Below are 25,974 nucleotides of genomic sequence, written 5' to 3'. Positions count from 1 at the left end.
CTATCTGAATATTAGATGATTAAACAACATACAAAACATATAGGCATTTGTCATCACCCGAGAAACTTCCTCATTGTTTGTACAGCAAGACTCTCACTCGTTTCTCGTCTCTCGAGTATCGCCTCTGCCTTCCAGGCATAAAAAAACCCCGCCAAAGCGAGGTTTTTAAACTACCAAAATACGCAGCGCAGATTACTTAAGCAGCGCTTCGTTACCGTTTTCACGGATGTGCTTGATAATACCTTTCACACCACGTGCGCTTGACGCAACAACGTTACCAGACTTCATGTAGTCAGTGCCGCCAGCAAAATCAGTTACAATCGCACCTGCTTCACGAGCGATAAGTTCACCCGCAGCGATGTCCCAAGGCTTAAGGCCTAGTTCAAAGAAACCATCAACGCGACCAGCCGCTACGTAACATAGGTCAAGAGCAGCAGAGCCAGTACGACGGAAGTCAGAGCAATCAACAAACAGTGCAGAAACGATCTTTAGGTAAGATTCGCTGTGCTGCTTTTGTTTGAATGGGAAGCCTGTCGCTAGTACGGCACCTTGTAGATCTTTTAGTGCGTTTACACGGATACGCGTGTTGTTTAGCTGTGCGCCAGCACCACGTTGAGCAGTGAATAGCTCGTTACGGATAGGGTCGTACACACACGCTACCTCAGTCTTGCCGTTTAGGCGCACTGCGATAGAGACAGAAAAGTGAGGAAGACCTTTGACAAAGTTAGTCGTGCCATCCAGTGGGTCGATGATCCATTGTGCGTTTTTGTCCTTGCCTTCGATCAGACCATTCTCTTCAGCAACGATAGAGTGATCAGGGTACGAATTCTTGATCGTATCGATGATGATAGCTTCAGCTTCTTTGTCTACGTTTGTTACGAAATCATTCGTACCTTTTTGTGTAGATTCAATTTTATCAGCAGTTTCTAGTGATTTAGCGATATGGTTACCTGCTTTTCGTGCAGCACGAATAGCAATATTCAGCATAGGATGCATAGATATCTTCCCAACGGATGTTAAAGAACAAAAAACGCGACGAGTATATCAGTTATTTTCGCAAATGGAAGTGGTTATTTTTTGCACTTTATCAGTAGTGGATAGGAAATCAAACTGACGCTATTGAGCATATTATGATAACATTCTGCGTCCAAATTATAGGGGTAAGTCATCATCATGTTAGATCGCGTTAAAATCGTTTTGGTAGGTACATCTCACTCAGGCAACATAGGGTCTGCCGCTAGAGCCATGAAGGTGATGGGGCTATCAAATCTGGTACTGGTTGATCCTCAGTGCGAGCGTGATGGACAAACGACAGCATTGGCTTCTGGCGCTAGCGACGTCGCGATGAACGCTGCAGTTGTTAGCAGCGTTGAGGAAGCCGTGGCGGATTGCACCCTAGTCATTGGTACGAGTGCACGTTCTCGCACGCTCGAGTGGCCGATGGTAGAGCCACGTGAGTGTGGCGAGAAGCTGATCTCCACTCTGGTCTCTGATAATGATAATGCCTCGGTTGCGGTGGTGTTCGGTCGTGAGCGCACAGGCCTGACCAACGAAGAGCTGCAAAAGTGTCAGTATCACCTAAGCATTCCGGCAAACCCTGAATACAGCTCGCTGAACCTCGCGATGGCGGTGCAGACGGTCGCGTACGAAATTCGTATGGCTTTTCTGGCTCACCAGCAGTGCCAATACACGCCTGCTGAGGCGGACAGCTACCCGCGTTATGAGCAGCTTGAACAATTTTACGTACACCTTGAAAAAGTGCTTTACGATACCCACTTTATTGAGAGAGACAAGCCACAGAAGGTGATGGACAAGTTACGTCGTCTGTTTACCCGTGCAAGGCCTGAATCTCAAGAGCTCAACATTCTACGTGGCGTGCTAACCGCGATCGAGAAAACGAACAAACTGAAGTAGTTAGGTTGTAAAAAATACCTGACTAATTTAGTCAAATAAATACTTGACCATTTTAGTCAGGTATGAAAAACTTCTTAACACATAAACAGTGTGTTAAGGATGGATTATGAGATTAACATCGAAAGGACGATATGCAGTCACTGCCATGTTAGATGTGGCATTGCACTCGCAGCATAACCCCGTTCCTTTGGCGGATATTTCAGAGCGACAAGGGATTTCGCTTTCGTATCTAGAGCAGCTATTTTCCAAACTCAGAAAAGCTGGCCTAGTCGCTAGTGTAAGAGGTCCCGGTGGCGGCTATCGCCTTGGTGCAGAAGCGCACACAATCTCGATTGGTACCGTGATCTCAGCCGTTGATGAGTCGGTTGATGCGACGAAATGCAATGGTAAGGGAGATTGCCAAGGTGGCTCCCGTTGCTTAACTCACACCTTGTGGCGTGACTTGAGTACACGCATTTCTGATTTCCTCAACAATATTACGTTGGGTCAATTGATGAAGGACAACGAAGTCCTTGAAATTTCTGATAAGCAAGACATAGATCTCGCGCTAAATCATAGCCTTACACACGGCAATTCGAGCTTATCATCGATTGGCGTTGATGTGCGCTCATAGCTCATCGCATATAGTGGCAAGGTTTTACATTGGAGAAAATAATGAAACTGCCTATTTATCTTGATTACTCTGCAACTTGCCCTGTCGATCCGCGAGTTGCTGAAAAAATGGTTCAGTACATGACTATCGACGGCACGTTCGGTAACCCTGCTTCACGCTCACACCGTTATGGTTGGCAAGCAGAAGAGGCGGTTGATACCGCACGTGAACAGATTGCAGACCTGCTTAATGCCGACCCGCGTGAAATTGTCTTTACCTCTGGTGCGACTGAATCTGACAACCTAGCGATCAAGGGTGCAGCACACTTCTACTCCAAGAAAGGCAAGCACGTGATCACGTGCAAAACAGAGCATAAAGCGGTTCTTGATCCATGCCGTCAATTGGAGCGTGAGGGCTTTGAGGTGACGTACCTTGAGCCTGAAGCGAATGGTATTGTTGACCTTAAAAAGCTCGAAGCAGCGATGCGCGATGACACCGTGTTGGTGTCGATCATGCACGTAAATAATGAGATCGGTGTGATTCAAGACATCGCTTCCATCGGTGAACTATGTCGTGAGCGCAAGATTGTGTTCCATGTTGACGCAGCGCAATCAGCAGGCAAAGTGCCACTAGACGTGCAGGAAATGAAGATTGACCTGATCTCATTGTCTGCACACAAAGCGTATGGCCCTAAGGGCATTGGTGCTTTGTATGTTCGTCGTAAGCCGCGTATTCGCCTAGAGGCGCAAATGCACGGTGGTGGTCATGAGCGTGGTTTCCGCTCTGGTACGCTACCGACTCACCAAATTGTGGGTATGGGCGAGGCGTTCCGTGTGGCGAAAGAAGATCTGCAAAAAGACTTCGACCATGCGATGGCACTGCGTAACCGCCTATTAGATGGTGTGAAAGACCTAGAAGCGGTGACGATCAACGGTGATTTGGACCAGCGCGTACCGCACAATCTAAACGTGAGTTTTGCGTTTGTTGAGGGTGAGTCATTGCTGATGTCGCTAAAAGATCTAGCGGTGTCTTCAGGCAGTGCATGTACCTCAGCAAGCCTTGAGCCATCGTATGTTTTACGTGCGCTTGGCTTGGATGATGAACTAGCACACAGTTCAGTTCGTTTCTCTTTCGGTCGATTTACGACTGAAGAAGAAGTAGATTACGCAATCGAGCAAATTCGCTCAGCAGTTATCAAGCTGCGCGACATGTCTCCTCTATGGGATATGTACAAAGAAGGGATCGATTTGAGCACTGTCGAGTGGGCACACCACTAAGACGGCGCCGTCTGTCCAATGGATTGATATAGAGGATTCGAGGTAACTTATTATGGCATATAGCGAAAAAGTAATTGATCACTACGAAAACCCACGTAATGTAGGTTCTTTCGACAAAGAAGATCCAAACGTAGGTAGTGGCATGGTCGGTGCACCTGCGTGTGGCGACGTAATGAAACTGCAAATCAAGGTAACGCCAGATGGCATTATCGAAGACGCGAAGTTCAAAACATACGGTTGTGGTAGTGCAATCGCATCGAGCTCACTGGTTACTGAGTGGGTGAAGGGCAAGTCTGTCGATGAAGCGGCTGCGATCAAAAACTCCGAGATTGCTGACGAGTTAGAGCTACCACCGGTTAAGGTGCACTGCTCTATCCTTGCCGAGGATGCAATCAAGGCAGCTGTTGCTGACTACAAGAAAAAGCACGACCAATAATCGCTGATAGGGCTTTTCCTGGCCGGATATTGCCCTATCATCTTTCGCACGTTCAATAGAAGACCAAGGGTGTAGTATGGCCATTTCATTAACAGAAACCGCAGCAAATCGAGTGAGAGCTTTTTTAGACAGTCGAGGCAAAGGTCTGGGCTTGCGTCTAGGGGTGAAGACCACTGGCTGCTCGGGTATGGCTTACGTCCTTGAGTTTGTCGACGAGCTCGACGAAGGCGATGAGGTGTTTGAGCACCAAGGTGTCAAAGTGATCATCGACAAGAAGAGCTTAGTCTACCTAGACGGCACTGAGCTGGATTATGTGAAGCAAGGATTAAACGAGGGCTTTGAGTTTAATAACCCAAACGCAAAAAGCGAATGTGGTTGTGGTGAGAGCTTCAACGTTTAATCGATAAGAGCGGTGGGCAGATTTGCCCACGCCTTGTTAGCAGGGATCGACCGCAACATGAATTATTTTGAATTATTTGGGCTACCAAGCCAGTTTACGCTGGATGGTGGCCTTCTTTCTTCTCAGTTCCGAGAACTACAAAAGCAGTTTCATCCGGATAATTTTGCTAGTGCTTCTGAGCGAGACCGCTTGATGGCCGTGCAGAAGGCATCTGAAATCAACGATGCGTACCAAACGCTCAAGCAACCTATCTCACGCGCAGAGTATATGCTATCCCTCAATGGTATCGATATTCGAGCCGAGCAACAGACACTGCAAGACCCAGAGTTTTTGATGGAGCAGATGGAGTTGCGTGAGGAGCTGGAGCATATCTCATCAAGCCCGGATGGCGCGGATGAGCTGTTTGATTTTGATAGCAAGATCAGCAAGATGTATAAACAGCACCTAGGCTTGGTGGAGCAGCAGATCCAGGCTCAGACCTGGGATGAGGTTGCAGACCTGGTGCGTAAGCTAAAATTTATCGCAAAGCTAAAGAACGAAATCGAACGAGTCGAAGATCACCTACTCAACTAGTGACAGACGAGTTGGGAACAAGGAACACTAATGGCACTACTTCAAATCGCAGAACCGGGTCAAAGCTCGGCACCCCATGAACATAAACTAGCCGCTGGTATTGACTTAGGTACGACCAACTCACTGGTCGCCTCTGTGCGCAGTGGCAGTGCAGAGCCCCTGACGGATCAGCAGGGCAAGGCTATTCTGCCCTCTATTGTCAACTATTCATCGGAGACGCCTCAAGTTGGCTACACTGCGCAGCAACTCGCAGAGAGCGATCCACAAAACACCATTATCTCGGTTAAGCGCCTGATTGGGCGTTCACTAGCCGATATCAATGCGCGCTACCCATCACTACCTTATCGCTTCAAAGCCAGTGAAAATGGGCTTCCATTACTTGAAACCCCTGCTGGAGATAAAAACCCGATTGAGGTTTCAGCCGATATTCTTAGAACACTTGGTCAGCGAGCAGAGCAGACGTTAGGTGGTGAGCTGGCAGGCGTGGTGATCACTGTACCGGCCTACTTTGACGATGCTCAGCGCGCCGGTACTAAAGATGCGGCTAAGCTTGCAGGGCTGCATGTGTTACGTCTGCTTAATGAACCAACGGCTGCCGCGATTGCGTATGGCCTGGATAGTGGTCAAGAAGGCATTATCGCGGTGTACGACCTCGGCGGTGGCACATTTGATATCTCTATTCTACGTCTGTCAAAGGGCGTATTTGAGGTGCTAGCAACCGGTGGTGACTCTGCGCTGGGTGGTGATGACTTTGATCATCTGCTTGCCGAGCACCTGCTGGAAAAAGCGGGTATCGAGCAACCATTGACGGCTGAGCAAAATCGTATTGTGCTCAACGTGGCAACGGCCACCAAAATTGCTTTCTCTGAGCAAGACACTGTCGCAGTCGACGTGCTTGGTTGGCAGGGGCAGGTGAGCCGTGATGAGTTTGAAGACCTGATCCGTCCATTAGTCAAAAAGACCCTGATGTCTTGTCGCCGGGCTCTTAAAGATGCCCAGGTAGACACCGAGCAAGTGCTTGAAGTCGTCATGGTCGGTGGTTCTACCCGTACAGGTTTAGTGCGTGAGATGGTAGGGGACTTCTTTGAACGCCCGCCATTGACCAGTATTAACCCTGATGAGGTAGTGGCAATCGGCGCCGGTATCCAAGCGGATATCCTTGCAGGCAACAAGCCTGACTCTGAGATGCTGCTGTTGGACGTGATCCCACTATCATTAGGTATTGAAACCATGGGCGGATTGGTGGAGAAGATCGTTCCGCGTAACACCACCATCCCTGTGGCGCGAGCGCAAGAGTTTACCACCTTCAAGGATGGACAAACGGCAATGAGTGTCCACGTTGTGCAAGGTGAGCGTGAGATGGTTGATGACTGTCGCTCCCTGGCGCGTTTTTCACTCAAGAGTATCCCGGCAATGGCAGCGGGCGCGGCTCATATTCGTGTGACTTATCAGGTCGATGCTGATGGCCTGCTGTCTGTGACTGCGATGGAAAAAAGCACTGGCGTTCAGTCGGAGATCCAGGTCAAGCCTTCGTACGGGTTGAGTGATGATGAAGTCGCTAATATGCTCAAAGATTCCATGACCTATGCAGAAGAGGACATGCAGGCGCGTGCGCTTGCTGAGCAGCGTGTTGAGGCCGATCGTGTTATCGAGGGGCTGGTGGCTGCGCTTCAGGCCGATGGTGATGAGCTACTCTCAGAGCAAGAGCAACATGTGTTGCTCAAAGCGATAGAGGCATTGATTGAATTGCGCAATGGTGGGGACACAGCCGCGATTGAGCAAGGCATCAAGGATACTGATAAGGCAAGCCAAGAATTTGCCTCACGTCGTATGGATAAATCAATCCGAGCTGCCCTTTCTGGTCAGTCTGTAGATGATATATAAGAGATAGAACGTTATGCCAAAAATTGTAGTTTTACCCCATGAAGACCTTTGTCCTGAAGGTGCGGTGTTGGAAGCCGAGAGTGGTGAAACGGTTCTCGATGTTGCGCTAAAAAATGGCATTGGTATTGAACACGCGTGTGAAAAGTCATGTGCCTGTACCACCTGCCACGTCGTTGTCCGAGAGGGCTTTGATTCGCTCGAAGAGAGCGATGAGCTTGAGGACGATATGCTGGATAAGGCGTGGGGGCTAGAGCCGGAATCTCGTCTGGGCTGTCAGGCAAGAGTGGCCGATGAGGATCTGGTTGTTGAGATCCCTAAATACACTCTAAACCACGCCTCAGAAGATCACTAAACGCGTCTAAACTCTCATTGAGACAAGGAGTAGCTAATGAAATGGATTGATTCACGCGATATTGCGATTGAGCTATGCGAGTTGTACCCAGACACCGATCCTAAAACCGTGCGTTTTACCGACCTACGTGAGTGGATTATGCAGCTGGACGAGTTTGATGATGATCCGGCACACTGCAATGAGAAGATTCTTGAGGCGGTGATTCTATGTTGGATGGATGAGTTCGACTAGAATTGCGAGATGCGACTATAAAAGCGAGCTTTTTAGCTCGCTTTTTTTATCAAAGTGACACTTACGCCGTACATAATGCTAACATCCTAAAGTAACTATAAAAACGAGCAGTACCACTTTGCTGCCAGACAAGGAGAAACCATGTCTAACCAGATGTTAGTCCAATTGAGCCGTGAGCCTGCTGCTGCGCAGTGGGGAGAAAAGGCGATTGTTTCGTTTACTCAGGACGGGGCAACGATTCACCAAGATCAGAGCCAAGATACCACGGTTGTTCAACGCGCTGCGCGTAAACTTGACAGCCAAGGCATCCGCTCAGTATTACTTCAAGGTGATGCTTGGGATCTAGAATCAGTCTGGGCATTCCACCAAGGTTATCAAAACCCTAAAAAACACAACTCACTAGAGTGGTCTGCGCTTAGCGATGATGATCAACGTGAGCTTGATGCACGCATTAAAGCAACCAGTTTTACCCGCGATATCATCAATAAACCGGCAGAAGAAGTCGCACCGCGTCAACTTGCCACTATGGCGGCGGAATTTATCAAATCGGTAGCGCCAGAGGGCACAGTCACAACGAAGATTGTTAAAGACAAAGATTTGTTAGCGGAAGGTTGGCAGGGTATTTTTGCCGTTGGCCGTGGCTCTGAGCGCACCTCAGCGATGCTTCAGCTCGACTTTAACCCAACCGGTGATGAAAATGCGCCAGTGTTCGCTTGCTTAGTCGGTAAAGGCATTACTTTCGATTCTGGCGGTTACAGTATTAAACCATCAAACTTCATGACCGCGATGAAAGCGGACATGGGCGGCGCTGGTACTATCACTGGTGGCCTGGGCTTGGCGATTCTGCGTGGCCTGAATAAGCGCGTGAAGCTAATTCTGTGCTGTGCGGAGAATATGATCTCAGGTCGTGCTCTTAAGCTGGGTGATGTAATCACCTACAAGAATGGCAAGACAGTTGAGATCATGAACACCGATGCAGAGGGACGTCTCGTTTTAGCGGACGGTCTTATCTACGCTAGTGAGCAAAACCCAGAGCTTATCATCGACTGTGCCACGCTAACTGGCGCGGCGAAAAATGCCTTAGGCAACGATTACCACGCCCTGATGAGCTTTGATGATGAACTGTCTCATCAAGCCCTGACTTCAGCTCGCGCGGAAAACGAGGGTCTGTGGCCGCTACCGCTAGCGGAGTTCCACCGTGGTATGTTACCGTCAAATTTTGCAGACCTATCGAACATCAGCACGGGTGATTACGTACCAGGTGCGAGCACGGCAGCTGCGTTCCTGTCTTACTTTGTTGATGATTATAAAAAGGGTTGGCTGCACTTTGACTGCGCAGCAACATACCGCAAATCTGCAACTGATAAGTGGTCTGCAGGGGCGACGGGCGTTGGTGTCCGTACACTGGCTCGTCTGCTGACTGACAGCGCGCAGTAAGCTTACAATTACAATAAAGGGAAATTATATGGCTCTAGAAAGAACATTCTCTATTATCAAACCCGACGCCGTAAAACGCGACCTTATCGGTGCAATCTATCATCGCATCGAGAAGGCCGGTCTTAAGATCATCGCAGCTAAAATGCTCACGCTCACTGAAGAGCAGGCTGCCGGCTTTTATGCCGAGCACGAGGGCAAGCCTTTTTTTGATGAGTTAAAGGCATTTATGACCTCGGGGCCGATAATGGTCCAGGTGCTTGAGGGAGAGGATGCTATCTATCGCTATCGTGAACTGATGGGTAAGACCAATCCGGAAGAGGCGGCTTGTGGCACGCTGCGTGCGGATTACGCACTGAGTATGCGTCACAACTCGGTGCACGGTTCGGATAGCCCAACCTCTGCTGCGCGCGAGATTGAGTTCTTCTTCCCAAACTCTGAGATCCATCCGCGTACATAAATCGCGTGTTTTAAGTTTCAAGCCCTGACCTAGTGTCGGGGCTTTTTGTTATAGAGGCGAGAAGTGAGGTCAGGACTATACTTACACTTACGCCTGTGACAGCACTTGTTGAAATCGCGTAAAGGCTGTACAATTCGCGCCCTTATTTCGTGTTCTGTCATTTGAGAGGCCATATGACCACAGAGAAAATCAATCTACTCGATTTTGATCGCAAGGCAATGCGTGCATTCTTCGCAGACGAGCTCGGCGAAAAAGCGTTTCGCGCTGACCAAGTGATGAAGTGGATCTACCATTTCGGTATCGATGACTTCGATAAAATGACAAACATTAACAAGAAACTACGTGAAAAACTTCACCTAAAGTGTGAGGTAAAGGCACCTGTAGTTTCTGATGCTCAGCACTCGTCAGACGGCACGATAAAATGGGCTATGCGCGTTGGCGATCAAGACGTTGAAACTGTGTACATCCCAGAAGATGATCGCGCTACATTGTGCGTGTCTTCACAGGTGGGTTGTGCGCTTGAGTGTAAGTTCTGCTCAACGGCGCAACAGGGTTTTAACCGTAACCTAAAGGTTTCTGAGATCATTGGTCAGGTGTGGCGCGCTGCACGTGAAGTTGGTCTAGAGAAAGAGACCGGTCGCCGCCCAATCACCAACGTGGTGATGATGGGGATGGGCGAGCCATTGCTGAACATGAAAAACCTGATCCCATCTCTAGAGATCATGCTAGACGATCTTGGCTTTGGTCTCTCGAAGCGTCGTGTAACAGTATCAACCTCAGGGGTGGTATCCGGTCTTGATCAGATGGCTGGTCAAATTGATGTGGCATTGGCTATCTCATTGCACGCACCAAACGATGAGCTACGCAGCTCTATTATGCCGATCAATGACCGCTGGGATATTGAAGACTTTCTTGCGTCAGTGCGTCGCTACATTGCGACCTCCAATGCCAACCGCGGTAAGGTGACGGTTGAGTATGTGTTGCTTGATCATATCAACGACGATATGGACCATGCGCGTGAGCTTGCAGAGCTACTTAAAGACACGCCGTGTAAGATCAATCTAATTCCGTTTAACCCATATCCAGGCTCGCCGTACAAAAAACCGAGCAACTCACGTATTGATCGCTTCCAAAAGACCTTGATGCAATATGATCACACGGTCACGGTACGTAAGACGCGTGGTGACGATATCGATGCGGCTTGTGGCCAGTTGGTGGGCGATGTGATTGACCGCACCAAACGTACTCAGCAACAGCGAGTGGCCAAAGGCGAGATGCTGGATGTCAAATCGGTTTAACAAAACCCACGTATGATGAAAAAACCAGGTCTTTTAGCCTGGTTTTTGGTTTTTATTTGCCGTGAAAATGTCAGTTTTGTGAAAAAACATTGATGCGTAGTCAATTTCTGTCTGCTGGTCATGTTGTTTCGAAGTTATTATCTATTAGAATGAACACGATATTTTTCGCATTTATTAACACGCGGTCTCGTCTATTGGCTATATCTAACCTAGCGTGATTATACTGAACAAAAGCACACTCTCTATTCGGTTATGAAAAATAATAACGATAGCACCTCCGAATGGACCAACTTAGAAATTATTCTCAATGACAAATGAAGAACCTAGTGTCGCAGAGACACCACAAATCCAAGCCGGTACACTGCTTAAAGTAAAACGTAAAGAACTGGGGCTCACTCAAGAGCAGGTCGCTGAGCGACTTTGCCTTAAAGTCTCTGTGGTACAAAATCTTGAAAACAACGATTTTTCCCAGCAACAGGTGGCGACGTTTACCCGCGGCTACATTCGTAACTACGCCAAGCTGGTGGGAGTGCCTGAAAAAGAGATCCTCAATGCTCTGGATGACTGTGACTCGACTGCTGTCAAAGAACAGGCAATGCATAGCTTCTCGAAAAAGACCAACAAGGAGAAGCAAGACAGCCGCATTATACTGATTTCTTGTGCTGTAGTGATTGCGGTGGTGGGTATTAGCGTCCTTTGGTGGCTTGGTGAGCGTGAGTTAGCAGAGCCTGAGTTGGTTCAAGAGCCAAGCACTCAGATTGAAGAGCTGACGGAGCAGGTGACGGTACTTGACGACGAAATCCAAGAGCTTACTACGTTAGAGCCATTACCAGAGATAGAACAGCCAATCTATAACCCAGAGCCTGAAACATTGCCTGAGAATGAAGTGAGCGATGACACGGCTTTGGTTGAGGAACAGGCGCTGGTTGCTGAGACGATTGAAGAGGTCGTGGTTGAAGAAGAAGTACCGGTTGTCGATGCTGATCTGCCAAGACTGCGCTTAACTCTAACTGGTGATTGCTGGCTTCAGGTCAAAGATGCGACAGGTGCGACGCTGGCCATCGGAACCAAGAGCGCGGGTGAAGTACTCGATTTTGACCAGCCAGGCAGCTATAGCCTTGTTTTAGGTGCCCCACAGAACGTTTCGATCACTTTTGCAAGTGAACCTGTGGACCTTTCTGGGTATACTGCGGGTAAAGTAGCTCGAATCACCTTACCATAGTAGACATTATGCAACACGAATCTCCGATCAAACGTCGCCCCTCTACGCGTATTTATGTGGGCGATGTGCCTATTGGTGATGGTGCACCAATCGCCGTTCAATCAATGACTAACACACGCACAACGGATGTCGATGCCACCGTTGCGCAGATCCGCGCTCTGGAAAATGTCGGTGCAGACATTGTGCGCGTCTCCGTTCCCACCATGGATGCTGCCGAGGCCTTCAAGCAAATTAAGCAGCAAGTGTCGGTACCGCTGGTGGCGGATATTCATTTTGACTACCGCATTGCCCTTAAAGTGGCTGAATACGGTGTCGACTGTCTGCGTATTAACCCAGGCAATATCGGCAAAGAAGACCGCATTCGTGCGGTTGTCGACTGCGCCCGCGATAAGAACATCCCAATTCGCATCGGTGTCAATGGCGGCTCTCTGGAAAAAGATATCCAGATGAAATATGGCGAGCCAACCCCAGAGGCGCTAGTCGAGTCGGCAATGCGCCATGTCGATATTCTTGATAGACTCAACTTTGACCAGTTTAAAGTAAGTGTGAAGGCGTCTGATGTTTTCTTGGCGGTGGACTCATATCGCCTGTTGGCACAAAAAATCGACCAACCACTGCACTTAGGGATCACAGAAGCGGGCGGCGCGCGCGCCGGCGCAGTGAAATCTTCCGTCGGTTTAGGTATGCTGCTGGCTGAAGGTATCGGTGATACGCTGCGTATCTCTTTAGCCGCTGATCCAGTGGAAGAGATCAAAGTTGGCTTTGATATCCTAAAATCGCTGCGTATTCGCTCGCGTGGAATCAATTTTATTGCGTGCCCAAGCTGCTCACGTCAGGAGTTTGATGTAATAGGCACAGTCAACGCACTTGAACAGCGCCTAGAAGATATTATTACCCCAATGGATGTGTCTATCATCGGTTGTGTGGTTAATGGTCCTGGTGAGGCGGAAGTGTCACATCTAGGGCTGGCAGGAAGCAACAAGAAGAGCGCTTTCTACGAAGATGGTAAGCGTCAAAAAGAGCGTTTTGACAATGATGACCTAGTTAATCAGCTCGAAGCAAAGATCCGCGCCAAAGCGGCGACGCTCGATAGCGACAGTCGCATCGACGTCAAAAATATCGAATCAAATTAATCTCAACGACATTACGGTAAGTATTGTGGCAAAAACAATTCAAGCAATTCGAGGCATGAACGACTGCCTCCCAACGCAATCTCCACTTTGGCAAAAAGTGGAAGGTACAGTGAAAAACGTAATTAGTGCATACGGTTACAACGAAGTACGTATGCCAATCGTTGAGATGACGCATCTATTTAGTCGCGCGATCGGTGAAGTGACCGACGTGGTAGAAAAAGAGATGTACACCTTTGAAGACCGTAACGGTGATAGCCTAACCCTACGCCCTGAGGGCACTGCAGGTTGTGTGCGTGCGGGTATCGAAAATGGTCTGCTATACAACCAAGAGCAGCGCCTATGGTACATGGGCCCTATGTTCCGTCACGAGCGCCCACAAAAAGGTCGTTACCGTCAATTCCACCAATGTGGTGTCGAGGTCTTCGGCCTAAATGGTCCTGATGTAGACGCTGAGCTAATCATGATGACAGCGCGCCTATGGCGTGAGCTGGGCATCGATAAGCACGTACGCCTAGAGCTGAACTCGATTGGTTCAACCGAAGATCGCGCTAACTACCGTACTGCGCTGATTGCGTTTCTTGAGCAGCACGAAGAGGTGTTGGATGAAGACTGTAAGCGTCGTATGCACACCAACCCACTGCGCGTATTGGATACAAAGAACTCTGACGTACAAGCCATTCTTGGCGACGCGCCACGTCTATCTGACTACCTAAGTGAAGAGTCGAAACAACATTTTACAGGTCTGTGTGAACTTCTTGACGCAGCCGGCATCGAATATACCGTTAATGAGCGTTTGGTACGTGGCCTGGACTACTACAACCGCACCGTGTTCGAGTGGATCACTGAGAGCTTAGGCGCACAAGGCACGGTGTGTGGTGGTGGCCGCTATGATGGCCTGGTTGAGCAACTGGGTGGCAAGCCAACCCCTGCGGTAGGCTTTGCTATGGGTCTTGAGCGTCTGGTTCTGATGATGGAAACGCTTGATCTTACCGAGGTACGCCGTGGTGTTGATGTTTACATGGTGACTGCGGGTGAAGGTACCATGATGGCGGGGATGAAGCTGGCTGAGCAGCTTCGTGAACAAGTTCCGGGCCTGCGCGTAATGAATCACTTCGGTGGCGGTAACTTTAAGAAGCAGTTCAAGCGTGCGGACAAAGTTGGCGCAGCGGTGGCATTGGTTCTTGGTGAGAACGAAGTTGCTGATGGCACTGTGGTGGTAAAAGATTTGATTGGTGGTGAGCAAACCACGATGTCACAGCAAGATGCTGTGACAAAACTAAGTGAACTGGTTTAATTAGATAACCCATTTTATTTTAGAAGGCAGCGTTGACTGCCTTCTTGCGTAGATTTATAGAGGAATGCACGTGGAACTCTACGATAGCGAAGAACAACAAGTAGAAGCCATTAAGGATTGGTGGAAGGAAAACGGCAAGGCCGTTATTGTCGGCACAGTAGTAGGTATTGGTGGTCTTCTGGGCTGGCGTTTTTACCAGGACTCCGTGCTTGAAGCGCAGGAGGCTGCCTCTGATGCTTACATGACAGCGATGACACAATTGACTGATCAAGGTGCGCAAGCTCAAGACCAAGTCGAAGCCTTTATCAGCACTAACAGCGACTCTGAATACGCTGTACTCGCCGCTCTTCAGCTGGCAAAAGCTCAGGTTGAAGCGGGTGAGCTTGATGGCGCTCTTGAGCAGCTCAACTGGGCACAGGCCAATACTGGTGATAACGCATTGAAAGCAGTTACGACTTATCGCGTGGCACGCCTACAAGCAGAACTAGGTAACGATAGCGATGCATTGGCAAGCCTAGACTCATTGACGCACCAAGACTGGGCGGGTCGTGTCGCTGAACTACGTGGTGATATCTTGCTTCGCTCAGGTGATGAAGATGCGGCTTACCAAGCGTATTCAGAAGCGCAGCAGTCAGCAGACAACAGTCCAGGTCTGCAAATGAAGTTGGACGACTTAGCGAAATAAGGATTGCCTTTGATGAATAAACTGCTTCGCAAAGTACTGATGCCAGCGGTGGCACTTGGTATTTTGGCAGGATGTGCGGGAGAAGAAGACACCATTATCATGGCACCAGTGCCAGAGGTGGAGAGTCAGTTTTCTCCTCAGCAACAATGGAAAAGTTCAGTTGGCAGTGGTGTTGAACACTACTTCTCTAAGCTGTCGCCAGAATATGCTTATGACAAGGTGTTTGTTGCAAACCGAGAGGGCTTAATCAAGGCGCTAGATCCTGAAAATGGTAAGCAGTTGTGGCAAGCTAATCTCGCAGGCGATACCTCTGCTCGTCTTTCTGGCGGTATTTTAGGCGCCTACTCTAAGGTGTATATCGGCAGTGAAAATGGTGAAGTCATCGCCCTTGATCAAGACAGTGGTGAAACGCTGTGGCGAGCACAAGTTGAGGGTGAGGTCTTAACCGCGCCGATTGCGGAGAGCAACCTTATTATCGTGCATACCGCTCGCGGCATGCTACTGGCGCTAGACCAAGATACCGGTAATCAGCGCTGGGCCATCAGTATGGATGTACCGAACCTGACTCTGCGCGGTGATAGTCGCCCGGCAGCAGTGTCTGGTGGTGTTTTCTGGGGCACGGCGAATGGTCGCTTGGCGGCAGCCATTGTCGATAATGGTCAGTTGATCTGGCAGCAACCGATCGGTTTGCCGCAAGGGGCAACTGAGATCGATCGCTTGGTCGATGTCGATGCGTCACCAATTATTCTTGGTAGCACGCTGTACATTGTTGGCTTTAATGGCAACTTGGTCAGCGTTGATCTTCGCTCTGGGCAGCCAGTGTGGAAACGCCCATACTCATCAGCCAACGATATGACGACCGATAACCGCAACATCTATCTAGCGACGGACAAAGACCATCTTGTGGCGGTCGATGCGCGCAGTGGTACTGAGTTGTGGGTTAACAATCAGCTTGAGCACCGCTTGCTGACCGCGCCGGTGATCATTGAGCGTCATGTGGTGGTGGGGGACAGTGAAGGCTACCTTTACTGGCTGGATCGTGAGTCAGGCGACTTTGTCTCTAAGCAGTTAGTTGATGAGAGTGGATTTGCTGTCAGCCCAATCGCGGTAGATGATGGCTATGTGCTTATCACGCGTAATGGCGATGTAAAGAAACTGACGCTTAACAAATAATTTGTGATAGTATTCACATTCGGCTCCTGGCTGCTGCGCAGTTAGGGGCCGTTTTATTGAAAGCGAGTAAACAAGGGACGAAAATTACTCAATCTTTTATAAACTTGTGGTTATAGGTAAAACGTTGGCGAACTGATAAGCAAGCGGTTACCTATAGCTACAGAGAGAACATAGTGTAGAGGTTATTATGGTACCTGTTGTTGCCCTCGTTGGGCGTCCGAACGTTGGTAAGTCGACGTTGTTTAACCGATTGACTCGTACGCGCGACGCATTGGTTGCGGATTTCCCTGGGTTAACGCGCGACCGTAAATACGGCCAAGCTAAGCTTGGTGAGCACGAATTTATTGTGATCGACACCGGCGGTATCGACGGTACTGAGGAAGGTGTTGAGACCAAAATGGCGGAGCAGTCGCTAGCGGCAATTGATGAGGCGGATGTGGTGCTGTTTATGGTGGATGGCCGTGCTGGTCTGACGCCATCGGATATCGCGATCTCAAATCACCTGCGTAAGATCGAAAAGCCATCAATGCTGGTGGTGAATAAGGTTGATGGTATTGATGCCGATGCAGCCAGTGCCGACTTTTGGCAGCTGGGTGTTGAGAGTATGTACCAGATTGCTGCAGCGCACGGCCGTGGTGTCGGCGCTCTGATTGATCGTGCTTTAAACCCATTTGCTGAGCAGCTGCTTGAGCAGCAGCAGGGTGAGATTGAAGATCTGACCGAGTTTGAAGACGTTGAGGACGAGAAACTCGATTACACCGAGGAAGAGGCTGAAGCCGAGTACCAACGCCTGCAAGAAAAGCCAATTAAGCTGGCGATCATCGGTCGTCCAAATGTCGGTAAATCGACCCTGACTAACCGCATCTTGGGTGAAGAGCGCGTGGTGGTGTACGATATGCCAGGCACAACGCGTGACTCTATCTATATCCCGATGGAGCGTGACGGTCGTGAGTATGTCCTAATCGATACGGCGGGTGTACGTCGTCGTAAGCGTATCAACGAGACAGTTGAAAAGTTCTCGGTGGTAAAAACGCTGAAAGCGGTTGAAGATGCTAACGTAGTACTGCTAGTTATCGATGCACGTGAGAACATCTCGGATCAAGACTTGAGCCTGCTAGGTTTTGCATTGAACGCGGGTCGTTCAATTGTGATTGCTGTTAACAAGTGGGACGGCCTGGATATGGATGTCAAAGAGCACGTGAAGAAAGAGCTCGACCGTCGTCTTGGCTTTGTTGACTTTGCGCGCATTCACTTTATCTCTGCGCTGCACGGCACAGGTGTTGGTCACCTATTTGAGTCGGTACAAGAGGCATACAACTCAGCAACAACACGCGTGGGCACTTCAGTACTGACCCGTATCATGAAGATGGCAACCGATGATCACCAACCACCAATGGTGCGTGGCCGCCGCGTGAAGCTTAAGTACGCACACGCAGGGGGTTACAACCCACCAATCGTGGTGATCCACGGCAACCTAGTTAACGAGCTGCCAGATTCGTACAAGCGTTACCTGATGAACTACTACCGTAAGTCTCTCGATATCATGGGTACACCAATCCGTATCCAGTTCCAGAGCAGCGATAACCCGTTTGAGGGTAAGTCGAGCAAGATGACGCTGTCTCAAGAACGTAAGCGTAAAAAGCTTATGAGCATGATGAAAGGCCGTAAGAAGTAATCCAGTCGATTGATTTTAAAAGCGCCATAGACCAAAGTCTATGGCGCTTTTTGCATTTAACCTAAGGAGTAAAGATGCAAGTATCTCCAACCCAAGTACAGTTTTGTCATGGTATTTGGTCGCTGACGAGCAAGGTGCAACTGGTTAAGCACGAAGCTGATAAAACCTATGTGATCACCGAGCAAAGTCCTTTTCATCCAGTGAGTCATATCTGGCCGGATCATCCTGCGGATAAGGGTAACCTTGCGCTAGGAAGTGAGTCACACCAGGTCGTCGATTGTCTGGTTGGTGCCGTTGATCTCGCCACCGGAGAGTTGTTTGTCGATAGTGCGATCCCAGTAAAGCGCGATCAGTTTGGCTGGGCGTTTGTTGTGGTACACGTGCTTGATGGAGAAGTGACGGTAAGCGTTGATGCTGACGTATCGTTGAATGTGGATCAAAGCTATCAACGTGCTTTAAGTCGTGGTCACAGTGCAGGTCACTTGGCGTACCTTGCTCTTAATAAAGTTCTGGTCGAGGGCAGCTACTGGCGCAAACAAGCAGATCGCCTCGATCCACATGGGCATTACGATTTTAATAGCTACGCACAAGAAACCAGTTTTGTTAGTGAGGACCGTTGTGTTGACCAGTATCGCTTAGGTAAGACTCTACGCAAACGGGGCCTAAATAGCGCCGATATGCTGACCAACCTCGAACAGATAGCCCTGCAGGTGAATCAACAGCTGGTGGACTGGCTTGCTACTGGCGCGGATGTGGTAATGGAGTGCCAAGGCAAGGCACTGACGCATTCACGCTACTGGCACTGTGATCTCGGTGAGCGAGCTCCTGCCGTGATCCCATGTGGTGGAACCCACGTGAAATCGCTCAAAGAGTATGCGACGATTAACGTCGAACTGCGTCAAATTGATGCGCAGAACATTGAAATGCACACCAATGTAATTAGTGCAGATTAAGAATAAGATCCTTTTATTAAGTGTGGTAATTAGTGTTTCAATACCATTTCTATAGTATTTTATACTACAGGAAATTGAAATGCAGGATATGTAACTTATGCTTTCGGTGTGTGGTTATATAAATGTTCTTTTTGATACAGATCGCTGATCAGATTGGAAAACGCCGATGATCGTGTAAAGATCATTGGCGAAAGCTTGGGTCAGCTTCTTCAATTTATAACAAACTTATTTAGTGAGAGTCGTAATGAGCAGCAATGATTGTCCAAATTGTCATCAAGAGTTGGACTGGGATGGTGGCTATGTGTGTAATAAGTGTGAAGTGCGCGTTAAAAAGCTCGCCTTCTGCCCAGACTGCCAAGCCCAATTAGAGAAGCTCCAAGCCTGCGGCGCCGCCAGCTATTTCTGTAACAGCTGTAACGAGCTAAAGTCTAAATCGCGAGTCAGGGTCGAATTCGTACAAGATTAACAAAAGGAACGAGGTGCGAGGACGCTGCGCTTCGGGGAGCGAGGAGTCACAACGAGGTGGAAACTCCTCGCCTCTCGCAGGGCAAAGCCCGATCTCGCCTCCCGCCTCTGCGCTTAGCGCGCAATAGAAGTAACGTCACCATCAGCAAGTCGCGTCACCAACACATCCCCGGATTTAACTTGCTCAGCCTGTGTAACGACCTGTCCAGATTCTAGTTGGGTGATCGAGTAGCCGCGCTTGAGTGTTGCCAGTGGGCTGACCGCATCGAGCTTTTCAGCCGCGAGTGCGACTTGGTGTTGGGAGGTCAGAAGTTGACGCTTTATGGCGTCTACCAAGCGATGCTGGGTGCGACTGAGTTGATGTTGCTGTTGGTTAATGTTGTTGACTGGTGAGGCAGACAGGATTTTCTGCTGCTGACGTTCAACACCACTGCGTTGCTTGGTCATATACAGTGCCATCGCGTGTTGCATGCGGCGCTCGAGTTCATCGAGCTGTTGTGACTGGCGTTCAAGTTGATAGCTTGGGTGCTGTTTCTCGAGTCGGTGCAGCAGTTGCGCTCGACGCTGCTTTTGCTCTTGAAAATACAAACGTGCGGCATTGAACAAACGGTTGACGCGAGTTTGTACACCTTGACGCTTATGGCTGTTATCACGACTGACTAACTCGGCCGCGGCCGACGGCGTTGGTGCGCGCATATCGGCAACGAAGTCAGCGATAGTCACATCAATCTCGTGGCCAACGGCACTAATGATGGGGATCTGGCTCGCCGCAATAGTGCGGGCAACAATCTCTTCGTTAAAGGACCATAGATCCTCAAGTGAGCCACCACCACGCCCGACGATCAGTACGTCACACTCATTACGCTCATTGGCGGTACCAATGGCTTGAGCGATCTTAATCGCGGCATCACCACCTTGGACCATGGTAGGGTAGATCACCACTGGAAGCGTCGGGTCACGCCTTTTCAGCACATCTAAGATATCAAATAGAGCAGCACCCGTTTTCGAGGTGATGATCCCAACCTGTTTAGGGTGTTCAGGAAGCGGCTGCTTATTGGTTTGGGCGAACAGCCCCTCGCCTGCAAGGCGCATTTTTAGCTCTTCGAACTGCTGCTGCAGCCGGCCATCGCCTTCAGGCTGCATACTTTCGATAATCAGTTGATAGTCGCCGCGTGGCTCATAAAGCGATAGGCGCGCTTTGACTAATACCTGCTGCCCAGACTGTGGCTTAAAGCTGACGCGGCGATTATTACCACGAAACATGGCGCACTTAACTTGAGCGCGAGCATCTTTGAGCGTGAAGTACCAGTGGCCCGATACCGGGGCTGAGAAGTTGGAGATCTCACCGAGCAGCCAAACGATACCCATCTCGTTTTCAAGAAGGAGGCGCACTTCGGCATTGAGCCGTGAAACAGTGAAGATATTAGGATTGGTCGCAGCAGACACAGCGAATCTCAGGGCGTGAATATGGAAGTTAGCGGCAATATAATACATAGCAAGGGGTAAAACGCAAATAAAAAATAGAAAAATGTGTAGCCAACCGTTTTCGTTGACCGTATAATCCCTCCGCAATATCTAATCCAAACACAGCCAAGTGCACTCATTATGCGAAACGATGAGTTTGGGTTTTTCCATTTTTACCTATCCTAATTGTGAGATATTGCAAATGCTAAGAATTGCCAAAGAAGCGCTGACATTCGACGACGTACTCCTGGTGCCAGCACACTCCACCGTTCTCCCAAATACAGCTGATCTTCGCACTCAGCTGACGAAGAATATTACTCTAAACATTCCAATGATCTCTGCGTCGATGGACACCGTGACCGAGGCCCGTCTGGCTATCGCTCTGGCGCAGGAAGGCGGCATTGGTTTTATCCATAAGAACATGTCTATCGAGCAGCAAGCTGCTGAAGTTCGCACAGTTAAGAAATTTGAAGCTGGCGTAGTGACAGATCCTGTAACGGTTAACCCACATGCGACGATTGCCGATGTTGTAGCTTTGACTGAAAAGCATGGCTTTGCTGGTTTCCCGGTTGTTGCCGAAAACAATGAGCTAGTGGGCATCATCACTGGTCGTGACGTACGCTTTGTAACTGATTTGTCCAAATCTGTTGAGTCAGTAATGACCTCAAAAGAGAACCTAGCTTCAGTGAAGGAAGGTGCAACGAGTGAAGAAGTGCAAGAGAAGATGCACGAAGCGCGCGTTGAGAAAGTACTGGTAGTGAACGAAGAGTTCCAACTGACCGGTATGATCACGGCAAAAGACTTCCACAAAGCAGAGCGCAAGCCAAACGCATGTAAAGACGCACAAGGTCGCTTGCGTGTCGGTGCTGCAGTGGGTGCTGGCGCAGGCAACGAAGAGCGTGTTGCAGCCCTTGTTGAAGCGGGTATCGATGTTCTTCTAATTGACTCTTCGCATGGCCACTCTGAGGGTGTTCTAAACCGTATCCGTGAAACTCGCGCAGCTTACCCAGAACTCGATATCATCGGCGGTAACGTAGCGACCGCTGCTGGTGCTCAGGCATTGATCGACGCTGGCGTTAGCGCAGTGAAAGTGGGTATCGGCCCAGGCTCAATCTGTACTACTCGTATCGTAACGGGTGTCGGTGTTCCTCAGGTGACAGCGATTGCTGATGCGGTTGAAGTTGCTAACAAGCAAGGCATTCCTGTGATTGCTGACGGTGGTATCCGCTTCTCTGGCGATATCTGTAAAGCGATTGTTGCTGGTGCATCTTGTGTGATGGTCGGTTCAATGTTCGCTGGTACTGAAGAAGCACCGGGTGAAGTGATTCTATATAACGGCCGTTCATACAAAGCGTACCGTGGTATGGGCTCTCTTGGCGCGATGTCTCAAGGCTCTTCAGACCGTTACTTCCAGACTGATAACGCTGCAGACAAGTTGGTACCAGAAGGTATCGAGGGTCGTATCGCGTACAAAGGTCGCCTAAAAGAGATCGTACACCAGCAAATGGGTGGTCTGCGTTCAAGCATGGGTCTAACTGGCTCTGCCACTATCGAAGATATGCGTACTAAAGCTGAATTTGTCCGCATCTCGGGTGCAGGTATGGCGGAATCGCACGTGCATGACGTTCAAATCACTAAGGAAGCACCAAACTACCGTCGCGGTTAATTTCTCAGCAGAAATTAGAGACTCTGGATAAGAGTCGCCCGACGAAAACGTTTGCTTTTTCCTTGAAGCATTTAAGCGGGGCGAGTAAACTCGCCTCGTTTTCTTAACCCAGCTTAAAAAGACTGCCCAATATGACAAAAAATATTCATGACCAGCGTATCCTGATCCTAGACTTCGGATCGCAATACACTCAGCTCGTAGCCCGCCGCGTTCGCGAAATCGGTGTTTACTGTGAACTATGGAGCTGGGACGTAGAAGAAGCGGATATTCGTGAATTCAATCCAGACGGTATCATCCTTTCTGGTGGCCCTGAAAGCGTAACCGAAGACAACTCGCCACGCGCACCACAATACGTGTTTGATTCAGGTGTTCCTGTACTGGGTATCTGCTACGGCATGCAAACCATGGCTGAGCAGCTAGGCGGTAAAGTAGCAGGCTCTGACGAGCGCGAGTTTGGCTACGCACAAGTCAAAGTGGTTCACGAGTCATCACTGTTTAGCAACATTGAAGATGCGATTGCGGAAGACGGCAAAGCACTACTCGACGTATGGATGAGCCACGGTGACAAAGTGGTTGAGATCCCATCTGACTTCACCAAGATTGCCCAAACAGACACCTGTCCTTACGCGGCAATGGCCAACGAAGAGAAGAAGTACTACGGCGTGCAGTTCCACCCAGAGGTGACGCACACTCGCCAAGGTACTCGCATGCTTGAGAACTTTGTTCTTAACGTGTGTGGCTGTGAAAAGCTATGGACTTCTCAGTCGATCATCGATGATGCGATCGCTCGCATCAAAGAGCAAGTGGGCGATGATGAAGTGATCCTAGGTCTATCAGGTGGTGTTGATTCATCTGTGGTAGCGATGCTAGTGCACCGCGCGATCGGCGACAAGCTGACGTGTGTGTTCGTTGACAACGGCCTACTGCGCCTGAATGAAGGCGAGCAGGTAATGGAGATGTTTGGTGACCACTTCGGTCTGAACATCATCAAGGTTGACGCAGAAGAGCGCTTCCTAAACGCTCTAGAAGGCAAATCTGATCCAGAAGACAAGCGTAAAACCATCGGTCACGTGTTTGTTGATGTATTCGATGAGGAGTCGAAGAAGCTTGAGAACGCTAAATGGCTAGCTCAAGGCACTATCTACCCCGACGTTATCGAGTCAGCAGCGTCAAAGACGGGTAAGGCGCACGTGATCAAATCTCACCATAACGTTGGCGGTCTGCCTGACGATATGGAGATGGGTCTGGTTGAGCCTCTACGTGAGCTGTTTAAAGATGAAGTACGCAAGATTGGTCTAGAGCTTGGTCTACCATACAACATGCTTTACCGTCACCCTTTCCCGGGTCCTGGTCTTGGTGTACGCGTTCTTGGTGAGATCAAGAAAGAGTACTGTGACCTGCTACGCCGCGCCGACGCTATCTTTATTGAAGAGTTACACGCAGCGGACCTATACCACAAGGTTTCTCAGGCGTTTACGGTATTCCTACCAGTACGCTCTGTTGGCGTAATGGGCGATGGCCGCAAGTACGACTGGGTAGTCTCACTGCGCGCGGTTGAGACGATTGACTTCATGACTGCACACTGGGCACACCTACCATATGACTTCCTAGGTAAGGTATCGAACCGCATCATCAACGAGATCGATGGCATCTCACGCGTGGTTTACGATATCTCAGGTAAGCCACCAGCGACTATCGAGTGGGAATAATCCCCGCCACTTAGTGACTGAATCTAAAAAGCCCCGAGTACTTTATATACGGTGTTCGGGGCTTTTTTCGTCTCAAGTCTAAGTACCATTTCTGATGATATCGCAGTATTTCAACATCAGTTCAGCGAGGGTAGTGAGCGCAAGCTTGTCTAGAATATTTGAGCGGTGTACTTCAATCGTTCGGAGTGACAGGCACAGCTGGTCAGTCATAGGTTGCGGCTGGCTTGGCTTTTTTGGTATGCCATTAACTCCAAAGTAGATTGCCAAGAATAAGGGCATTGGTATCGAAGTCTTGGCTAAGTAGTGACGTTCTGGGTGCATTGTGTCCGGAAAGGCAAAATCTTAGTATACAAAACAACCATCCCTTTTAATGGCAAGTATCATTACAATCTACCCAACCCTTTGAAAGGAAGGGTGTTTTGTGTCCGGATTCTCCCTTCTGTTTTTGTTTTACAAACTATTGAAGAAATTTTGTTACACTCGATCAACGCTTAAATGGGTTGGGCGACAGGTAATGAAATGGAATGTCAAACTGATGAATAAAATGAACCAGATATTGACTCTTGTGGCAGCACTGTCTTTAAGTGTCAACGCAGCAGAGCAGCAATGGCAACAAATCACCGAGAAGGCTCAAGGACAAACTGTCTATTTTCATGCCTGGGGTGGAAGCCAAGAGATCAATCGCTATATACAATGGGCAGGTAAAGAGCTGAGTTCACGTTACGGCGTGCAGTTGCATCATGTCAAAGTCACGGATATTGCTGAGACGACCCCACGCTTGATTGCAGAAAAGGCGGTAGGAAAAAACACTGGTGGCAGCGTTGATCTCGTGTGGATCAACGGTGAAAACTTCAAATCAATGAAAGACAACCAGCTATTGTTTGGCCCTTTCACTGAGCAGTTGCCAAACTGGCAGTATGTAGATAAAACTCTGCCAATTGACGTTGATTTCTCCGAGCCAACCGAAGGGCTTGAGGCTCCGTGGGGAGTAGGTCAGTTGGTGTTTATTCATGATCAAGATGAGCTGAATAACCCTCCGCAATCGTTTAGCGAGCTGCTTAGTTATGCCAAGGTATTTCCAAACCGCCTCAGTTACCCTAAACCACCGGAGTTTCATGGTACGAGCTTTCTAAAGGCATTACTGATTGAGCTTTCTAACCATCACCCCGCGCTCTATCAAGAGGTCAATCAGGCTGTATTTGACCAGGTAACGAGTCCAATGTGGCAGTACCTTGATGAATTCCACCAAGTTGCCTGGCGCAGCGGTCGTCAGTTTCCCGCAGGAACTTCAGAGACGATTCGTTTGCTCGATGATGGCCAGCTAGACTTTGCAATTACCTTCAACCCTAATGCGGTGTATTCGGCACAAGCATCGGGCCAGTTAGCTGAAACAACCCAAGTGTTTGCTTTTGAATCTGGGGCCTTGTCTAACATCCATTTTCTTGCCATTCCTTGGAACGCGACCGCAAGAGAAGGGGCACTGTTGGCGATCAACTTCTTATTGAGCCCGGAGGCACAATCGCGCAAGGGTGACCTGAATATCTGGGGCGATCCCTCGGTTTTAGATGTAAAACACTTAACGGGCAGTGCGGCCAACACTCGCTACTATCAAGCGATAGCGGAGCCACACCCTAGCTGGCAATCTGCGATTGAGCAGGAGTGGTTTAAACGCTACGGCCGATAA

Annotated in this window: 26 protein-coding genes; 23 read left to right on the top strand and 3 right to left on the bottom strand. The window is 49.3% G+C overall.

Annotated features, from left to right (window positions below; genetic code table 11):
- Positions 1-192: 192 nt before the first annotated feature.
- Positions 193-996 (bottom strand): inositol-1-monophosphatase, encoded by an 804-nt coding sequence (suhB, locus tag ACZ5R2_RS15240; RefSeq protein ID WP_438460196.1) that lies wholly within the window; start codon positions 994-996, stop codon positions 193-195.
- Positions 997-1,173: 177 nt separating this feature from the next.
- Here suhB and trmJ point away from each other — a divergent pair, with 177 nt between their 5' ends.
- From trmJ to ACZ5R2_RS15140, 20 genes are all read left to right on the top strand, one after another.
- Entirely contained in the window at positions 1,174-1,914 is a 741-nt protein-coding gene (gene trmJ / locus ACZ5R2_RS15235) for a tRNA (cytosine(32)/uridine(32)-2'-O)-methyltransferase TrmJ (RefSeq protein ID WP_464900166.1), read from the top strand.
- Between the two features lie 106 nt (positions 1,915-2,020).
- The gene (iscR, locus tag ACZ5R2_RS15230; protein ID WP_438460198.1) at positions 2,021-2,527 is read left to right on the top strand and encodes a Fe-S cluster assembly transcriptional regulator IscR; all 507 of its coding nucleotides are present in this window, start codon (positions 2,021-2,023) and stop codon (positions 2,525-2,527) included.
- Between the two features lie 41 nt (positions 2,528-2,568).
- Positions 2,569-3,783, top strand: a complete 1,215-nt coding sequence (locus ACZ5R2_RS15225; protein WP_464900165.1) for an IscS subfamily cysteine desulfurase — start codon at positions 2,569-2,571, stop codon at positions 3,781-3,783.
- Between the two features lie 52 nt (positions 3,784-3,835).
- The gene (gene iscU / locus ACZ5R2_RS15220) at positions 3,836-4,219 is read left to right on the top strand and encodes a Fe-S cluster assembly scaffold IscU (RefSeq protein ID WP_438460200.1); all 384 of its coding nucleotides are present in this window, start codon (positions 3,836-3,838) and stop codon (positions 4,217-4,219) included.
- A 76-nt stretch (positions 4,220-4,295) separates the two neighbouring features.
- Positions 4,296-4,619, top strand: a complete 324-nt coding sequence (gene iscA / locus ACZ5R2_RS15215; RefSeq protein ID WP_438460201.1) for an iron-sulfur cluster assembly protein IscA — start codon at positions 4,296-4,298, stop codon at positions 4,617-4,619.
- A 57-nt stretch (positions 4,620-4,676) separates the two neighbouring features.
- Positions 4,677-5,192: a co-chaperone HscB gene (gene hscB / locus ACZ5R2_RS15210; RefSeq protein WP_464900164.1), complete on the top strand. Its 516-nt coding sequence runs from the start codon at positions 4,677-4,679 to the stop codon at positions 5,190-5,192.
- A gap of 30 nt (positions 5,193-5,222) precedes the next feature.
- Positions 5,223-7,076, top strand: coding sequence for a Fe-S protein assembly chaperone HscA (gene hscA, locus ACZ5R2_RS15205; RefSeq protein WP_464900163.1), 1,854 nt, complete (start codon positions 5,223-5,225; stop codon positions 7,074-7,076).
- Between the two features lie 13 nt (positions 7,077-7,089).
- Entirely contained in the window at positions 7,090-7,428 is a 339-nt protein-coding gene (gene fdx, locus ACZ5R2_RS15200; protein WP_438460204.1) for an ISC system 2Fe-2S type ferredoxin, read from the top strand.
- Positions 7,429-7,464: 36 nt separating this feature from the next.
- A complete protein-coding gene (iscX, locus tag ACZ5R2_RS15195; protein WP_438460205.1) occupies positions 7,465-7,659 on the top strand; it encodes a Fe-S cluster assembly protein IscX in 195 nt (64 codons plus the stop codon).
- A gap of 141 nt (positions 7,660-7,800) precedes the next feature.
- Positions 7,801-9,096: an aminopeptidase PepB gene (gene pepB, locus ACZ5R2_RS15190; protein WP_464900162.1), complete on the top strand. Its 1,296-nt coding sequence runs from the start codon at positions 7,801-7,803 to the stop codon at positions 9,094-9,096.
- Positions 9,097-9,124: 28 nt separating this feature from the next.
- Positions 9,125-9,553 (top strand): nucleoside-diphosphate kinase, encoded by a 429-nt coding sequence (ndk, locus tag ACZ5R2_RS15185; RefSeq protein ID WP_464900161.1) that lies wholly within the window; start codon positions 9,125-9,127, stop codon positions 9,551-9,553.
- 173 nt (positions 9,554-9,726) lie between these two features.
- Positions 9,727-10,851, top strand: a complete 1,125-nt coding sequence (rlmN, locus tag ACZ5R2_RS15180) for a dual-specificity RNA methyltransferase RlmN (protein ID WP_464900160.1) — start codon at positions 9,727-9,729, stop codon at positions 10,849-10,851.
- A 307-nt stretch (positions 10,852-11,158) separates the two neighbouring features.
- Positions 11,159-12,073 (top strand): RodZ domain-containing protein, encoded by a 915-nt coding sequence (locus ACZ5R2_RS15175; protein ID WP_464900159.1) that lies wholly within the window; start codon positions 11,159-11,161, stop codon positions 12,071-12,073.
- Positions 12,074-12,081: 8 nt separating this feature from the next.
- Entirely contained in the window at positions 12,082-13,206 is a 1,125-nt protein-coding gene (ispG, locus tag ACZ5R2_RS15170) for a flavodoxin-dependent (E)-4-hydroxy-3-methylbut-2-enyl-diphosphate synthase (RefSeq protein WP_464900158.1), read from the top strand.
- Positions 13,207-13,231: 25 nt separating this feature from the next.
- Positions 13,232-14,500, top strand: a complete 1,269-nt coding sequence (hisS, locus tag ACZ5R2_RS15165) for a histidine--tRNA ligase (protein WP_464900157.1) — start codon at positions 13,232-13,234, stop codon at positions 14,498-14,500.
- Positions 14,501-14,570: 70 nt separating this feature from the next.
- On the top strand, positions 14,571-15,185 hold the full coding sequence (locus ACZ5R2_RS15160; protein ID WP_464900156.1) for a YfgM family protein: 615 nt from the start codon (positions 14,571-14,573) through the stop codon (positions 15,183-15,185).
- 12 nt (positions 15,186-15,197) lie between these two features.
- Positions 15,198-16,358, top strand: coding sequence for an outer membrane protein assembly factor BamB (gene bamB / locus ACZ5R2_RS15155; protein WP_464900155.1), 1,161 nt, complete (start codon positions 15,198-15,200; stop codon positions 16,356-16,358).
- Positions 16,359-16,545: 187 nt separating this feature from the next.
- Positions 16,546-18,033: a ribosome biogenesis GTPase Der gene (gene der, locus ACZ5R2_RS15150; protein WP_464900154.1), complete on the top strand. Its 1,488-nt coding sequence runs from the start codon at positions 16,546-16,548 to the stop codon at positions 18,031-18,033.
- Between the two features lie 74 nt (positions 18,034-18,107).
- Positions 18,108-18,986 (top strand): alanyl-tRNA editing protein, encoded by an 879-nt coding sequence (locus ACZ5R2_RS15145; RefSeq protein ID WP_464900153.1) that lies wholly within the window; start codon positions 18,108-18,110, stop codon positions 18,984-18,986.
- A gap of 244 nt (positions 18,987-19,230) precedes the next feature.
- A complete protein-coding gene (locus ACZ5R2_RS15140) occupies positions 19,231-19,452 on the top strand; it encodes a zinc ribbon domain-containing protein (protein WP_464900152.1) in 222 nt (73 codons plus the stop codon).
- A gap of 113 nt (positions 19,453-19,565) precedes the next feature.
- On the opposite strand, the gene xseA is transcribed toward ACZ5R2_RS15140, so the two are convergent.
- Complete coding sequence (xseA, locus tag ACZ5R2_RS15135) at positions 19,566-20,945, bottom strand: exodeoxyribonuclease VII large subunit (protein WP_464900151.1); 1,380 nt, start codon at positions 20,943-20,945, stop codon at positions 19,566-19,568.
- Between the two features lie 172 nt (positions 20,946-21,117).
- Here xseA and guaB point away from each other — a divergent pair, with 172 nt between their 5' ends.
- Both guaB and guaA read left to right on the top strand, forming a co-directional pair.
- Positions 21,118-22,581 carry an IMP dehydrogenase gene (guaB, locus tag ACZ5R2_RS15130; RefSeq protein ID WP_464900150.1) on the top strand — a complete coding sequence of 488 codons (1,464 nt, stop codon included), beginning with the start codon at positions 21,118-21,120 and terminating at the stop codon, positions 22,579-22,581.
- A gap of 131 nt (positions 22,582-22,712) precedes the next feature.
- Complete coding sequence (gene guaA / locus ACZ5R2_RS15125; RefSeq protein ID WP_464900149.1) at positions 22,713-24,290, top strand: glutamine-hydrolyzing GMP synthase; 1,578 nt, start codon at positions 22,713-22,715, stop codon at positions 24,288-24,290.
- A gap of 78 nt (positions 24,291-24,368) precedes the next feature.
- On the opposite strand, the gene ACZ5R2_RS15120 is transcribed toward guaA, so the two are convergent.
- Entirely contained in the window at positions 24,369-24,500 is a 132-nt protein-coding gene (locus ACZ5R2_RS15120) for a LuxR C-terminal-related transcriptional regulator (RefSeq protein WP_464919420.1), read from the bottom strand.
- Positions 24,501-24,834: 334 nt separating this feature from the next.
- On the opposite strand from ACZ5R2_RS15120, the gene ACZ5R2_RS15115 reads away from it, so the two are divergent.
- Positions 24,835-25,974, top strand: a complete 1,140-nt coding sequence (locus tag ACZ5R2_RS15115) for an ABC transporter substrate-binding protein (RefSeq protein ID WP_464902384.1) — start codon at positions 24,835-24,837, stop codon at positions 25,972-25,974.

The organism is Vibrio sabulosilitoris, assembly GCF_055391395.1.
Note: the sequence above shows the minus strand (reverse complement) of the source record. Positions and strands in the feature narration are given on the sequence as shown.